The sequence below is a fragment of the Bacillus cereus group sp. Bce041 genome (genome assembly GCF_052646455.1).
In genome coordinates, this window is sequence record NZ_JBQXON010000001.1 from 987,141 (window position 1) to 1,001,749 (window position 14,609).

A 14,609-nucleotide genomic window follows, 5' to 3' on the forward strand; every position below is an offset into this window, starting at 1 on the left:
ATTATGAATCCCCTCCTACTGAAAGCAACTCATTAATAATTCTTTTTACTTCATGTCTTTCACCTGATAGTACGAGCATATCGCCAGCTTCAATGATAGAATCTGGGCCTGGATTAAAGAACTTCTTCATATTCTTTTTCAAAATGGCAATAATCGTTACGTTATATGTGTTTCGGACATGTAAACTACCAATTGTTTTTTGTACGACTGGTGCATTATTTTCCACCTTAAACCACTCAATTGATAATCCTTCAAAGGCCATTTCAATCGTATCTAAAGCTTGTGGTCTATATACCATTCCGCCCAATATAGCTGCAATTTGTCTCGCTTCGGAATCACGAAGAGAGACGCTTGAAATACTCTCCTCATGATCAGCATCAAAATGGTACATTTCTCTTCGGCCATCATCATGAATAACGATAACCATCTTTTCATTACCTTTTGTAATCACTTCAAACTTACATCCAATACCCGGCAGTTCACTCTCTCTAATATTCATATTTTCCGCCTCCTAATTCTTTTAGTTACGGCTTTTATAAATCGACATCAATCTCCGTTTTAAAGGTCTCATCCTTTGAAATACCTAAATACTTTAGCGTCTCTGATGGAGTCGCGTGATGAAAATGTTTTTGCAACAGCGCAATCGCTATCCCTCTTTTGTACGCATGAAATCCGAACGTTTTTCGCATTGAATTCGTTCCGATCTTACCAACAACTCCAACTGCTTCTGCAGCATTATGAATTACACGATACGCTTGTTGGCGCGTAATTGAATTTGGCGTTTTATTAGATTGAAATACGTAATTTTCTCTTTTAACGCCAATAGATTGTACGTAATCTAAAAGCGCTTCTTTTACTTTTGTATTTAAATAAATATCTTGTTTGAATTTTTCATCTTTCACAGGAAGAGTATAAAACTCTTTAACAGTCCCATCTTCATTTAATACATCTTCAAATTTCATGCTAAGTAATTCTGTAATTTTTAATCCTGTGTTAATTCCAATAACAAATAAAAGATAATCTCGCTGGGAGTGCTCTTTTAAATATTTTTTCATAGCCTCAATTTGGCTTATATCTTTTAATGCCTCTACAACTTCCATACATGTATTCTCCTCATCTTATGAACGGTAATTTTCTCATTATGTTGTCCATTTTACCTTATCATGCTATGAGATTTCCATGTGTTATCCATTATTTTCACAATATACTCAGGTGGTTCTGAAAACTTTCAATGTGGAAACTTACGATTGTATAAATACGTTGCGGTAAAAAATGTGGGGATAAAAGCTTAGCTTCTTTCTACAGATTTGATTCCTCCTTTCCTTATACAGCTACTTCTACTTTTATATTACGTTACTTACTTACATTATATTATACATTTCAGTAACATTAAAGCGTTTTTTCTGAAAATAATAAAAACCGAGCGTTTTTGCTCGGTTTTTATTATTAATCTTCTTTCGGAAGAACAATTCCTTTATACAATTGAACTGTAATGAAGTAATAAATCGCATAAATAACTACGAAAATTACGATTGGTACCCAAATACGGAAGTACGGATCAAGTAAAATAAATCCGAAAATATTCATACCAACTAATACGTGAGCAATACCTACAATTGCTGGGAATAGGAATACTAAGAATAACTCTTTATAAATTGATTTTGTTAATAATTCACGGCGCACCCCGATTTTACGAAGCATTTGATAACGCGTAATATCTTTTGATGCACCAGAAAGAATTTTGAACATTAAACAACTTGCCATCATTGCTAAGAAAGCAATTCCAAGGAAGAAGCCCATAAATACTGTTCCGCTCGCAAGACCGTAGAACATGTCGTAAGATTGATATTTACTGTTCATTCTTTCAGCTGTTACATTTTTATATTTATCTAATTGCAACTCGTCAAGTTTTTTCCATTCTTTTGTATATGTTAAGAAATCATCTGCTTTTCCGATAAATGCTATACCTTCTTTACCACTTATCCCATCGTACATTTTTTGATCTACAATTTTAATTGCATGATCTTCATATATATAATATGGATGAATTGTGCTAAAAGCATCGACCCATTCTTCTGGAAGTTCTTTAGCGTTCGCATCTTTTTCATTCATTTCTCTAGAAACTGCGCCTACTGGTAATTCCTGTGAAGCCTTCTTCGTATTTACTAAATCCTTCATCGACTTCATATTTTCCATATCTTTTACTAAAGGACGATTTTTCTCTAAATCTTCTTTTACATAGTAAACGTATTTATCATCTACTTTGTAACGATATTCGCTTTTCTCTTTAAATGTAATACCGTCTAAAATTTTCTTTTCTTCAGCTGTCGGATTATGAACTACTGAATCATAGATTACTAAACCATCAACCATTTTTATAACGTTATTTTTAAACGCCATACCACCTGAAATCGCACCAGCTCCAAGAGCAACTAACATCGCTACTGTTGCAAGTACTTTCGTTAAGCTATTAATACGGAAATTTAATTGTGCAAATGTAAAAGCGTTAAGTCCTTTTTCACTACGCTTTTTATTACTTTTTAACTTTTTAATAATAACTGGAAGAAGTGATCCAAATAGCATATAAGTACCAGCTGTCGTTGTAATTAATGCAATAAGGATTCCCATTTCTCTTAGTTTTTCCATGTAAATCATTGATGCATAGCCAATGCCTAATAAAATAACCGCAAGGAATGCAACTAAGCCTGTCATTTTTCCTTTTACCGCAACACGTTCTGTTTGTGCATCTGCATGTACAAGTTGCAATACAGAAATACGTGATAACTTAATACTGTTCATAATTGCTGATAGTACAAATAGTGCAAAGAAGAAGATACAAGTAACAGTCATAGATGGCAGATAAAATGCTTTATAGCCTTCACCAGCAAATTCTAATTGTTTCATTAATAATTGACCGATACCTTCTGCAAGTCCTACACCAACTGCAATTCCAATTGCAAGAGACGCGGCGCCTAATACAATTGTCTCAATAAACATAAGTAATGTAACTTTATGCTTTTTTGCTCCTAACATCATATACATACCAAACTCTTTTTGACGAAGAGATAGTAAGAAAGAGTTCGCATATAAAATATAGAAGAACGTTATGATTGCTAATAAAAATGAACCTGCTTGGAATACAAATCCGATTGATTTAATCACTGAATTAGATTCAAGAAATGATTCATTTAGTGCTAACGTTTGAAACATATAAAAAATTGAGATCGACATGACAAGACCAACAAGTAAGACGATGTAATCTTTTAGCTTACTCTTTAGTCCTGACATGGAAAGTTTGAATAACATGCTCTAGAACCTCCTTTCTTACGCTTTTTGTGTGCCTAAGTCCGCAAGCACATCTAAAATTTCTTTATAAAACTCTTCACGTGTACCGCCGCGGTGAATTTCTTTATATAGCTCACCATCTTGAATGAATAAAATACGCTGACAGTAACTTGCACTGTACGGATCATGTGTAACCATCATAATAGATACGCCTTGATCTTTATTTAAGTTTGTCATCGCATCAAGTAAACTCGTTGCATTTTTAGAATCAAGCGCTCCTGTTGGCTCGTCCCCTAAAATAATTGCAGGCTCATGCACTAAAGCACGCGCTGCTGCCGAACGTTGCTTTTGCCCACCAGATACTTCAGATGGGTACTTTTGAAGTATTTCTGTAATTCCTAACATATCCGCTACTTTCTCGACTTTTGGTCCAATGTTACGTGATGGAACACCTTGCAAGGAAAGTGGAAGTGCAATGTTTTCATAAATAGATAAGTTTTCTAACAAATTAAAATCTTGGAAGATAAATCCTAACTTTTGTGAACGGAAATCTGAAAGCTCACCTTGCTTCATTTTTGTAATATCCGTTCCTGCAATTTCAACAACGCCGCCCGTTGCTTTATCTAACGTTGAAATTACATTTAATAATGTCGTTTTACCAGAACCAGATGGTCCCATAATTCCAACAAACTCGCCCTCTTGAATTGAGAATGACACACCTTTTAACGCGTGTGATTGGTTCTCACCTTTTTTACCGTACACTTTTTGAACGTTTTTTACGTCTACAACTGGTTTCGTCATATATATCCTCCTACGCTTGTTTTTCCATTACCTATTTTGCGCTTTTTAGAGGCGAACTGCTATTTGTTAACATTACATTTACCTTACACTTTTGTAATATAAAGAAGGTGGGCGTGTAAGTTGGGCTTTTACTACTTTGAATATTAGTGACATATTGAATCGGTAAATGAAATTATATCGGCGATTTTTCAAATATATCGGCGCAACTACAAAAGCTGAAAATAAAAATAGGCTGCTCCACAAAAAAGGAACAGCCCACTTCTCTCTTTATTTCTTTAAAGGTGTTACCGTCCAATACGTAACAACTCGCCAAATCCATTCTAATGGACCCATTTTAAAGATTTTCATCCAAATTACGCTAAATACAATTTGAATTGCATAAATTGCAATACATACATATAAAGTCTGCATGTAAGTTAAGTTACCTGCAAAGTTAAATACACTACCGGCAATTAAAATCATTGCCGTTTGTCCGATATAATTTGTTAAAGCCATACGACCATAGTATTTCAATGGTGCTAATAATGTTTGAACTGGTTTTAACTGAAGTAATAAAATTAATGCTCCTACATAGAAAGCTGAAATAATTGGTCCAACAGTAATACCAATTTTTAGAAACTGGCTTGCAGCATCCATTGTTCCGTCTTCATTCATCAATATCATATTTACAAATGGGCCAGCAGGCACGTGTCCATATTGATACCATACAGCTATGACACTTAAAACAAACATAATGCCTGTAAAAATAGCGACTTTCTTTATATTTTGCGAAAGATTTTCAAATACACGATATTGTCCTGCAGCAAGACCTAATAAAATTAAACCAAGTGGTAATAGTTCTTTAACACCCATTACACTAAAGGCTATTGTCAAAATAAGACCAATTACTAAGTTCACTTGTTTTTTCGCTTTATAAAACGGTAAAACGATTAATCCGCAAATTGCATATAACGTTAACGCTTCTCCAGGCTGAAACATGTAATGAATCAAACCAAAAATAAATAATGCAACTACGCGGCGGAAAAATAGAACATATCCATTTTTCCCTTTCGCAATCGCTCTTGTAATGAAGATATAGAATCCCACTCCAAATAAGAATGAGAAAATCGAGAAGAAACGACCTTCTACAAATAAGTATAGAAACCTTTGATAGCTAGCATCTACTGTATTAGGATCTGGAGTTTTAATATTAAGTAGTGCTAAAATATTTACTAAAATAATCCCTAGTAGTGCAAAGCCACGAATGTAATCTAACTCATCAATTCGCTTGTTTATAATATTGTTCCCCATAAAGCAACTCCTTGTATAAAACTTAATCCTTTCTTACTCTACTGGAGAAAGCTGCTCACAACTATCGACAAACCTTACATAAATCTTACATTATTGTCATATAGCAAAATAAAACCAGGTCATATTGCGACCTGGTCTACTCTGATTGTTTCGATTTTTGAGGTTGTCCTTTTTTACTATTACGCTGTTTTACTTGAACAATCGGATCAAGTTCATTCGAAAACTCAGCGTTATGTCCATTTTGCGTTTTTTGTTCTGGGTTATTTTGATCTGAACGTTTCGCCATTACATTCACTCCTTATTAGTGCGGTGTAATAATCATTTGATGTTGCAATTGGCGAATTGCCATACGTGCTCTATTTAACTGCTCACGTTGCTCATCATTCGCATGTTGTTGCATCGTTTGTAAATCGTTATACGCTTGTTCTAATTGTAACTGCGCATCTGAATACTCCATCGTATTATAATGCTCTTGTCTCATACCAAGATCTAATTGTTCTTTCGCATATTCCACCGCTTGTTCCGCTTGTGTAATATAAGATTCAAGTGATTGACGCTCTGCCATAATTGTCCCTCCTTGCTTCAATTCCCCTTTAGTGTGTCCCTTCCATCTGAACCTTATGAGTATGTTATAATGGATTTTGTTTCATTTTGACTCGGCTTAGGAGGGAAAGTAATGAAGGTTCAAAACCCTTTTCCATATACAAACGACAATAAACGTTATCATACATGGAATTATCATTTACGAAATGAATTTGGTGAAAAAATCTTTAAAGTTTCATTAGATGCTGGCTTCGATTGCCCGAACCGTGACGGTACAGTTGCTTATGGCGGTTGTACATTTTGCAGTGCTGCTGGATCTGGTGACTTCGCTGGCGATCGCCGCGATGATGTTATAACGCAATATCATGAAATGAAAGAAAAAATGCGCTCAAAGTGGAAAGATGGAAAATGTATCGCTTATTTCCAGGCGTACACAAATACACATGCACCACTTGAAGTGTTAAAAGAAAAATTCGAACCGCTTCTAGCAGAAAAAGACGTTGTCGGTCTTTCTATTGCGACTCGTCCAGATTGTTTACCGGACGATGTTGTTGAATATTTAGCGGACTTAAATAAACGCACTTACCTTTGGGTTGAACTCGGACTACAAACCGTCCATGAACGTACTGCAAATCTTATTAATCGTGCTCACGATTATCCTTCTTACGTTGAAGGTGTAAATAAATTACGTAAGCACGGCATTAAAGTTTGTTCTCATATTATTAACGGCCTTCCACTTGAAGATTACGACATGATGATGGAAACAGCTCGTGAAGTAGCGAAGCTTGATGTACAAGGAATTAAAATCCACTTACTTCACTTATTAAAAGGAACGCCAATGGTGAAGCAATATGAAAAAGGACAACTCGAGTTCCTTTCTCTTGAGGATTACGTAAGTCTCGTTGTTGACCAACTTGAAATGATTCCAGAAGACGTAATTGTGCACCGCATCACAGGTGACGGTCCGCCTGATTTAATGATTGGTCCAATGTGGAGCTTAAATAAATGGGAAGTATTAAATTCCATTGATGCAGAATTTGTACGCCGCGGAAGCTGGCAAGGAAAATATGCAAATGAGGAGAAACAAAAATGAAATTAGAACGTGTATTACCGTTTGCTCGCTCGCTTCTGCAAACGGCAGTAAAAGAAGGCGATTACGCTGTAGATGCAACTTTAGGAAACGGCCATGACACTTGCTTCCTAGCTGAAATCGTTGGAGATAACGGAAAAGTATTTGGATTTGATATTCAAAAAGAGGCAATTGAAAGCTCAACAACTCGTCTAAAAGAAAAAGAACTTTTCGAACGTACTGTTTTAGTTCACGATAGTCACGATACACTTCTATCCGTATTACCAGAAGATGCAAAAGGAAAAGTAACAGGCGCAATTTTCAACTTAGGTTACCTTCCAGGCGGAGACAAGCATATCGTTACAAAACCGAACTCAACAATCTCAGCGATCGAACAATTATTAGAAGTAATGGCACCTGAAGGTATCATCGTCCTTGTTATTTACCACGGACACCCAGAAGGACAAGTAGAACGCGACGCTGTACTTACATTTGCCGAAGAACTAGACCAAAAACAAGCACACGTACTGCGATATGGCTTCATTAATCAACAAAATAACCCGCCATTTATTGTGGCGATTGAGAAGCGATAATATATTAACGATTTTTCAATTATATCTATCGTAACTCGGGATATATCAACGATTTTTTCGATATATCTATCATAACTTACAATATATCAACGATTTCTCGGATATATCGATTGTTCGACAAAACATAACAAAAAAAGACGTGCACTCACTGCACGTCTTTTTGTTATTCTCCTATATAATGGATGTAAACATTCTTAAAGGAGACGAAACAATGATCGGAATACTAGCAGGAATGGGACCAAAATCAACTGGGCCATTCGTCGATACAGTTGTAGCAAGGTGCCAAACAATATACGGAGCAAAGTATGATATGGACTTTCCTCATATGATGATCTATTCGTGCCCAACACCGTTTTACATGGATCGCCCTATTGATCACGAAGCGATGAAAAAAGCAATTATTGAAGGAGCACAAAAACTTGAAAGTACTGGCGTAAGCTTTATCGCTATGCCGTGCAATACGGCGCATCTTTATTTTGAAGAATTACAGCGTTCGCTTTCTATCCCGATTTTAAATATAGTCGATGAAACGTTACAATCAATTCCTGAAAATACAAAAAGAGTCGCTCTTCTCGCAACAGAAGCAACTGTTCAAGCCGGTATTTATCAAGACGGGATTGCAAAACGGAATATAGAATACATTCATTATGAAAAATGGCAAACGATGATTAATCAAATTATTACGTATATTAAAAGCGGGGAAGTTGAAAAAGCTCGCAAATTATGGAGCGCGCTCGTTGTGCAGTTGAAGGATGAAGTAGATACCGCAATTATCGCATGTACTGATTTGAATGTTGTGGCTAGTGAGAATTTTGTTGATTCTTCTCAATGTCTTGCGAAAGCGGTTGTTAGGATGTACTTATCAAATATAAAGAGATCTTCATAAACATAGAAAACACTCCTTCTAAAATGTGTTTTATGTTTAATAAAAATCCCACAAACTTTTAACTTTCTTCACAATTCTTTCAAAGTAATCACACTTAATCTCGCTATATTAAATAAGTAGTTATTCATATAGGGAAGGTTAGGGGAACTGAAAGTATGAAAGTAAATCGTTCGCTTCATTACATTTTTTGGCGTTGGCATTTTTATGCTGGGCTTTTTATTACGCCACTTCTTATTACGTTGTCACTGAGCGGAATTGGGTATTTATTTCGGGAGGAAGTTGAAGATTTCATCTATAAAGATTTATATTTTGGGAAGAGTGCTCAAACAGAATCTATTTCGATGTCTGATTCTATTTCCTTAACAGAGAAAAAATATCCACATTATAGCGTGGCGAAAATTAGTGAGTTTAATGGGGATTATAATACGAGACTTACGATTGCAAATGAGTATACTGGACAACAAAAATATGTGTATTTAGATAATAATAATCAAATTGTTGGAGATCAAAATGCAAGTGAAACGTTTGCCAATATCATGAGGGAATTACATAGTTCTCTTTTAGTTGGCGGCACTATCGTTAACTATACTGTGGAGCTTGCGGCATGCTGGACAATCTTTTTAATCATAACCGGATTGTACATGAGTATACGCCAATTCAAAAACACACCATCATCCAATAAGCGAGAAAAAGCAAAAAGACGTCATTCTATTATCGGTATTATATTTACAATTCCTCTCTTTCTGCTAGTCGCATCTGGATTGCCATGGTCAGGATTTATGGGGAACCAAATTTATAAAATTGCATCGTCAAATGAATCACTCGGATATCCAAAATTGTACATGGCACCGCCTGAATCAAAGGTAAAAGAATTGCCGTGGGCAACAAGAAAAGAAGCTCCTCCTGAATCGAATTCAAATGAACCGAAAGCAATTTCTGTCCATGAATTACAAAAAGGAATTGAAATAAAGAAGCCATATGTTATTTCACTACCAGCTGATCCAAAAGGTGTATTCACTGTTTCGAAATCGAGCGGTTCTGGTATTACAGGTATGCATGTTGCACCAAATGAAGAGATAACAGCTTACTTTGACCAATATAGCGGGGAACTCATTTCCAAAACGGACTATCGTGATTATGGATTACTTGCACAATGGTTCACTTACGGTATCCCACTTCATGAAGGACATTTATTCGGATGGCCAAATAAAATATTATGCTTACTAACGACATTATCTCTACTACTTCTCATTTATTACGGAATAAAAATGTGGTTAGCAAGAAAGCCGAAAGGAAAATTAGCAGCACCTCCAAAACAAAGAGATAAGAAAAGTATATTCGTTTTCTTTATCATGATGGTGATACTAGGCGCTGTCATGCCTTTATTTGGACTATCTGTTTTAGTTATTTTTGCAATTGAACTTCTTATATATGTATTTTTAAAAATACGATCATAATGAAAAAGCATTTGTACCATCGTGTACAAATGCTTTTTATTTACTATTCTCTTTTTTTCTACCACTTATTAAAAAAACAATATCTACTATAATAATCAATGCAATGATAATTTGAGCTACATAATCCATCGTTGTAGGACCGCCGGTTTTATTCATCATCATATACATTCCAGTTACAAATGAAATGGAAAGTAGCACAAGTAATGTTACTTCAATATTGTCATATAGCTTTTGAAACAATCGCTTCATTTCCACCACCACCTTTACCATATTATAACAAAAAAACCACTCTACATGAGTGGTTTTCTTCATCACTGCGCTGTTTTCTTTCGGTACATCTTCCCGTTCCAATAGAAGAATCGTGAAGTGAGGCCTCCGTACTTTACAATGCGCCGTGCCATTTTGTGCATATTCTTTTGTGCTGATACTTTTTGATCTGATAAATAAATACCAAGTAACCCTCGGCTTATAAGGCGATGAAACTTCGCATGAGGCAAATCACCAATGCTCTTCTCCGCTTCTTCTACAAAGTGTTTCATCCGATCTAATATCGCTTGCTCGTTTTCATAATAACTACAGAAATTCAAATCTCCGCCTATACGGTCTTCTTCTTGATCAATGAAATAATCAAGTAAGATATGAAGTCCTTGTACGTAAGGGAAGTACCCTTGTCTAATTTTCGCAATATCTTCATCATGTAACTCATCATGAAATGCATATGCTACAAGACAGAAAATTCCAAGTGTAGAACCGGCACATGCTGAAAATTCAAACCAACTCATCTCAGGTAAGTTTTCTTTATGTGCTTCAAACCAATTTTTCAGGCGCGGCTCTCTTTCTTCTAATTTCACGTGTTTATGAATTTGCAAATCACAATAATAACAAGCAAGTTCATGAAGAACAGGAGCAATTTTGTCATAGTGCTTCGTTTTCTTTAAAACATCTTGGCATGTTTCAACAAGTTCATCTAAATAACCACCATCATCTTGATCATCACGATAACGATAATAATTACCGCCACCTTCTACTTCAGGTGATAATGCCATTAACATCGATTCATGCAGTGCAGCAAAATCATTTGGATCAAGTGATGTACTGCGATCACATAAATTATCTAAATAGTCGCTGATCGTTTGATACGCTACGATAAAACGAATACATTCTTCTCGGTGTTCATTTGCTAGCAGAGCTAAAATGCCACCGCCCTCACAATGAAACGTTTTATGCTCAATACTTGCGATTGCCTGACTATGAAGCTCATCATTCGGAATATGGTAGGCACGCTCTTTCCACATCGCTAGCTCATGGTGTACAACCGGAAACACATCACGGTATACTTTCGCCATGAGCGTTATGGGATTACTCGGTACGTTCACTTCTTCCTTCATCTCCTCTATTAAATGTACAAATAATGATTTATTTGTTTGTTTTTACTATATTATTGACATGCATTTCAGTAAATGACTGAATATAACTCAAAATTTCATCACGCTCATACTCATTTAATAACTCGTGATAACAATTCGGCCATTCTTTAAAAGCCTTATCACTTATTTTAACATTATCAAACCAAGTGCGGACACGTGTTTTATCTACAAGTTTATCCTCACAAGCTTGCATTAGCAAGAGCGGAACATCTGGAAAATCATCTATTTTTTTATGAGCAATTTCGATAGACTTAATCAATTCACTATACCAACGTACTGATACTTTGCGCAAGAACAAAGAATCATTCTCCATTGCATCTCTCACTTCGTGGTTACGTGTTGACATTTCCACCGTAAGATTCGTTGCAAATTGCAATTTTGGAGCCACAACATTTAATATTTTTGAAGCAAATTGAAGCGGAGCAGAGGGTCCAGTCACTACCCCTAAACAAGGCGAACTCAAAATAATACCCTCTACATCTTCTCTCTTCGTTTCTTGCATCATACGAATGACAATAAGACCACCCATACTATGACCGAATAGAAAAATAGGTAACCTATACTTTCTTGCTTCTTTCACCCATAATTTAACTTCCTCTATGTATTCATCAAATGAATCAATATGTCCTCTATTTCTTGAAGTCGTTCCATGTGACGGAAGATCCCCCATCACGACGTGATAGCCGATATGATTCCACATTTCCGCAACGGCTTCGTAACGTCCGTGATATTCCATTGCGCCGTGCACAATAACAATGACAGCCTTTGCTTCCTCCGCTTCATAATTCCACATACGGCTCTCCTCCATTTCACTCTTTCTCATAATTTGATACACTAAAACTAGTCTCTAGGAAAGGAAGACTTTACATGATATATCCTTACAAAGAAAAAAAACCGAAAATTGCGAGTAGTGCTTTTATCGCTGACTATGTTACGATTACAGGCGATGTTTACGTTGGCGAGGAATCAAGTATTTGGTTTAATACAGTCATCCGTGGTGATGTGTCACCAACGATCATTGGAGACCGAGTAAATGTACAAGACCAATGTACACTCCACCAAAGCCCTCAGTATCCTCTTATCTTAGAAGATGATGTTACAGTTGGGCATCAAGTTATTTTACATAGTTGTCATATTAAAAAAGATGCTTTAATTGGAATGGGATCCATTATATTAGATGGTGCTGAAATTGGCGAAGGAGCTTTTATCGGCGCTGGAAGCCTCGTTTCACAAGGAAAGAAAATTCCACCAAACACGTTAGCTTTCGGTCGTCCCGCGAAAGTCATTCGTGAATTAACAGCAGAAGACCATAAAGATATGGAGCGTATTCGCACGCAATACGTTGAAAAAGGTCAATATTATAAATCATTACAGAAGTAAATTTCCGCTGCCATAAGATTGGCAGCTTTTTTTATATAAAAACTAACTTTTTCTTTACAAAACATTATTACTCCCTCAACAAAATCTTATTAAAATAAAAGCTAATATCTCCATATATATGTAAACGAGGGAGGAGAATTTTCATGAAGGTCAGTGGATTATATAAAATAGAATGTTACATTTTTAAAGGAATTAATCGCTACTTTGATCAAAAAACATTAAATATCTTTTTCAGCAATATTACTCATATCGGTGGCGCGACTTTCTCCATCGCACTCACACTTTTCTTTTTAATTTTTGCAAAAGGTACTTTACATCAGGCAGCAATTGCAACTGCTATTTCTTTAGCAATTAGCCATATTCCTGTACAAATATTAAAAAGATGGTATCCACGAAAACGTCCTTATTTAACAATTCAGGATGCAAAATATCCAGTCCATCCATTAAAAGACCACTCTTTCCCGTCTGGTCATACAACAGCCGTTTTCTCTGTCTTCATTCCATTTATTTGCTATAATCCAAGCTTACTTGCTTTCCTATTACCGTTAGCATTATGCGTCGGTATTTCACGTATTTATTTAGGACTTCACTATCCGTCAGATGTATTCGTCGGTATGTGCCTTGGCACTTGCTCTGGCATCATCTCTTTTTATCAATTCATCCCACTTTTCACATAAAGGAGTGATATGATGAGAGTCGCCATTTTTACCGATACTTTTACGCCACAAGTTAACGGGGTTGCGAAAACGTTAGAGCGATTAACACGATATTTTCAGAAAGAACAGATCGCCTATTCTGTTTTCGCCCCTCAGCATACAGCTGAAGATAATTTTGTAGCGAATGTGAATAAGATGAGAAGTATCCCGTTAACAATATTATATCCAGAATGTCGTTTTTCTTTTCCTACTCCGCGTATTAAACGGGAACTACTTTCCTTTAAACCTGACATTATTCACATTGCCACACCTTTCAACATGGGACTTTGTGGATTGTATTATGCAAAAAAGTTAAACATCCCAGTTGTCGGTTCTTATCATACTGATTTCGATGCCTATTTACGTTATTACAAAATCGAATTCCTCTCCAATATGCTTTGGAACTATTTAAAATGGTTTCATAGTCATATGCAAAAAAATTTTGTACCTTCCTTTGAAACATTACATCAATTAAAAAATAAAGGCTTTCAGACCCTCTCTATATGGGGACGTGGTGTAGATTGCACACTCTTTCATCCAGCTTACAATACAGACCTATTCCGAAAAAAATATAATATTACAGCGAAGTATGTCCTTTCCTATGTTGGACGAATTGCTCCTGAAAAAGATATTGATACGCTGCAACACCTTATCGTTAAAACAGCACATACTCGAAACGATATTCATTGGCTCATCGCAGGAGACGGTCCTCTAGCAACAAGTTTACGTGAAGCTGTTCCGAAAACAAATATCACTTTTACTGGCTATTTACAAGGCGGGGATTTAGCTGAAGCATATGCTTGTTCTAACATAATGGTGTTTCCATCAGCTACTGAAACATTCGGAAATGTCGTACTTGAATCACTCGCATGCGGTACACCTGTTATTGGTGCAAATAGTGGCGGGGTTAAAAATATTATTACAGATGGAAAAACGGGAGTTCTTTGTCCGCCTAAAAATGAAGATGCATTTCTATCATCCATTTATTTTTTATTACAAAATGAAGAAAAACTTGAGCAGATGGGAATAGAATCTTCCTCTTTTGCGAAATCAAAGAGCTGGGATGAGGTCTTTCGTGGCTTGCTTAACCAATATGAAGAAGTCCTTCAGCATAACGCATCAGAGTTGCTTGCTTAAATAGAAAAACTCCCTTCAAAAAACGAAGGGAGTTTATTACATGGTC

Annotated in this window: 17 protein-coding genes; 7 read left to right on the forward strand and 10 right to left on the reverse strand. The window is 36.0% G+C overall.

Going from position 1 to position 14,609, the window contains the following annotated elements:
• Position 1: 1 nt before the first annotated feature.
• From ACUN13_RS05185 to ACUN13_RS05215, 7 genes are all read right to left on the reverse strand, one after another.
• Positions 2–499 (reverse strand): cation:proton antiporter regulatory subunit, encoded by a 498-nt coding sequence (locus ACUN13_RS05185; RefSeq protein WP_001026053.1) that lies wholly within the window; start codon positions 497–499, stop codon positions 2–4.
• A gap of 34 nt (positions 500–533) precedes the next feature.
• Positions 534–1,100, reverse strand: coding sequence for a tyrosine-type recombinase/integrase (locus ACUN13_RS05190; RefSeq protein ID WP_000454210.1), 567 nt, complete (start codon positions 1,098–1,100; stop codon positions 534–536).
• A 346-nt stretch (positions 1,101–1,446) separates the two neighbouring features.
• Positions 1,447–3,306, reverse strand: a complete 1,860-nt coding sequence (locus tag ACUN13_RS05195; protein ID WP_025687327.1) for an FtsX-like permease family protein — start codon at positions 3,304–3,306, stop codon at positions 1,447–1,449.
• Between the two features lie 18 nt (positions 3,307–3,324).
• Complete coding sequence (locus ACUN13_RS05200) at positions 3,325–4,086, reverse strand: ABC transporter ATP-binding protein (protein ID WP_000165844.1); 762 nt, start codon at positions 4,084–4,086, stop codon at positions 3,325–3,327.
• A gap of 267 nt (positions 4,087–4,353) precedes the next feature.
• Positions 4,354–5,376 (reverse strand): DUF418 domain-containing protein, encoded by a 1,023-nt coding sequence (locus ACUN13_RS05205; protein ID WP_025687326.1) that lies wholly within the window; start codon positions 5,374–5,376, stop codon positions 4,354–4,356.
• 136 nt (positions 5,377–5,512) lie between these two features.
• Positions 5,513–5,662, reverse strand: a complete 150-nt coding sequence (locus ACUN13_RS05210; protein ID WP_001129340.1) for a hypothetical protein — start codon at positions 5,660–5,662, stop codon at positions 5,513–5,515.
• Positions 5,663–5,677: 15 nt separating this feature from the next.
• Complete coding sequence (locus tag ACUN13_RS05215) at positions 5,678–5,941, reverse strand: YtzC family protein (RefSeq protein ID WP_000840865.1); 264 nt, start codon at positions 5,939–5,941, stop codon at positions 5,678–5,680.
• Positions 5,942–6,052: 111 nt separating this feature from the next.
• Here ACUN13_RS05215 and ACUN13_RS05220 point away from each other — a divergent pair, with 111 nt between their 5' ends.
• The 4 genes from ACUN13_RS05220 (at position 6,053) to ACUN13_RS05235 (ending at position 9,924) form a co-directional block, all read left to right on the forward strand.
• Positions 6,053–7,012, forward strand: a complete 960-nt coding sequence (locus ACUN13_RS05220) for a TIGR01212 family radical SAM protein (protein WP_000868031.1) — start codon at positions 6,053–6,055, stop codon at positions 7,010–7,012.
• Entirely contained in the window at positions 7,009–7,581 is a 573-nt protein-coding gene (locus ACUN13_RS05225) for a class I SAM-dependent methyltransferase (protein ID WP_000764473.1), read from the forward strand. Before ACUN13_RS05220 ends, ACUN13_RS05225 begins: the two co-directional genes overlap by 4 nt.
• Positions 7,582–7,792: 211 nt before the next feature.
• The gene (locus ACUN13_RS05230) at positions 7,793–8,467 is read left to right on the forward strand and encodes an aspartate/glutamate racemase family protein (protein ID WP_000579356.1); all 675 of its coding nucleotides are present in this window, start codon (positions 7,793–7,795) and stop codon (positions 8,465–8,467) included.
• Positions 8,468–8,622: 155 nt separating this feature from the next.
• The gene (locus ACUN13_RS05235) at positions 8,623–9,924 is read left to right on the forward strand and encodes a PepSY domain-containing protein (protein WP_025687325.1); all 1,302 of its coding nucleotides are present in this window, start codon (positions 8,623–8,625) and stop codon (positions 9,922–9,924) included.
• Between the two features lie 36 nt (positions 9,925–9,960).
• Here the strand turns inward: ACUN13_RS05235 and ACUN13_RS05240 are convergent, their stop codons facing one another.
• Genes ACUN13_RS05240 through ACUN13_RS05250 form a run of 3 tightly spaced genes read right to left on the reverse strand, consistent with a single transcriptional unit; the run spans position 9,961 to position 12,144 of the window.
• Entirely contained in the window at positions 9,961–10,194 is a 234-nt protein-coding gene (locus ACUN13_RS05240; protein ID WP_118961730.1) for a hypothetical protein, read from the reverse strand.
• Between the two features lie 41 nt (positions 10,195–10,235).
• Positions 10,236–11,300: a tetraprenyl-beta-curcumene synthase family protein gene (locus tag ACUN13_RS05245; RefSeq protein WP_001102461.1), complete on the reverse strand. Its 1,065-nt coding sequence runs from the start codon at positions 11,298–11,300 to the stop codon at positions 10,236–10,238.
• Positions 11,301–11,340: 40 nt separating this feature from the next.
• Complete coding sequence (locus tag ACUN13_RS05250; protein ID WP_000267421.1) at positions 11,341–12,144, reverse strand: alpha/beta hydrolase; 804 nt, start codon at positions 12,142–12,144, stop codon at positions 11,341–11,343.
• 74 nt (positions 12,145–12,218) lie between these two features.
• On the opposite strand from ACUN13_RS05250, the gene ACUN13_RS05255 reads away from it, so the two are divergent.
• The 3 genes from ACUN13_RS05255 to ACUN13_RS05265 all read left to right on the forward strand — a co-directional run bounded on the left by ACUN13_RS05255 (position 12,219) and on the right by ACUN13_RS05265 (position 14,563).
• Positions 12,219–12,731, forward strand: coding sequence for a gamma carbonic anhydrase (locus ACUN13_RS05255; RefSeq protein ID WP_025687322.1), 513 nt, complete (start codon positions 12,219–12,221; stop codon positions 12,729–12,731).
• Between the two features lie 143 nt (positions 12,732–12,874).
• Positions 12,875–13,408 carry a phosphatase PAP2 family protein gene (locus tag ACUN13_RS05260; RefSeq protein WP_000868582.1) on the forward strand — a complete coding sequence of 178 codons (534 nt, stop codon included), beginning with the start codon at positions 12,875–12,877 and terminating at the stop codon, positions 13,406–13,408.
• A 12-nt stretch (positions 13,409–13,420) separates the two neighbouring features.
• Positions 13,421–14,563: a glycosyltransferase family 4 protein gene (locus tag ACUN13_RS05265; RefSeq protein WP_001261642.1), complete on the forward strand. Its 1,143-nt coding sequence runs from the start codon at positions 13,421–13,423 to the stop codon at positions 14,561–14,563.
• Positions 14,564–14,609: the final 46 nt, after the last annotated feature.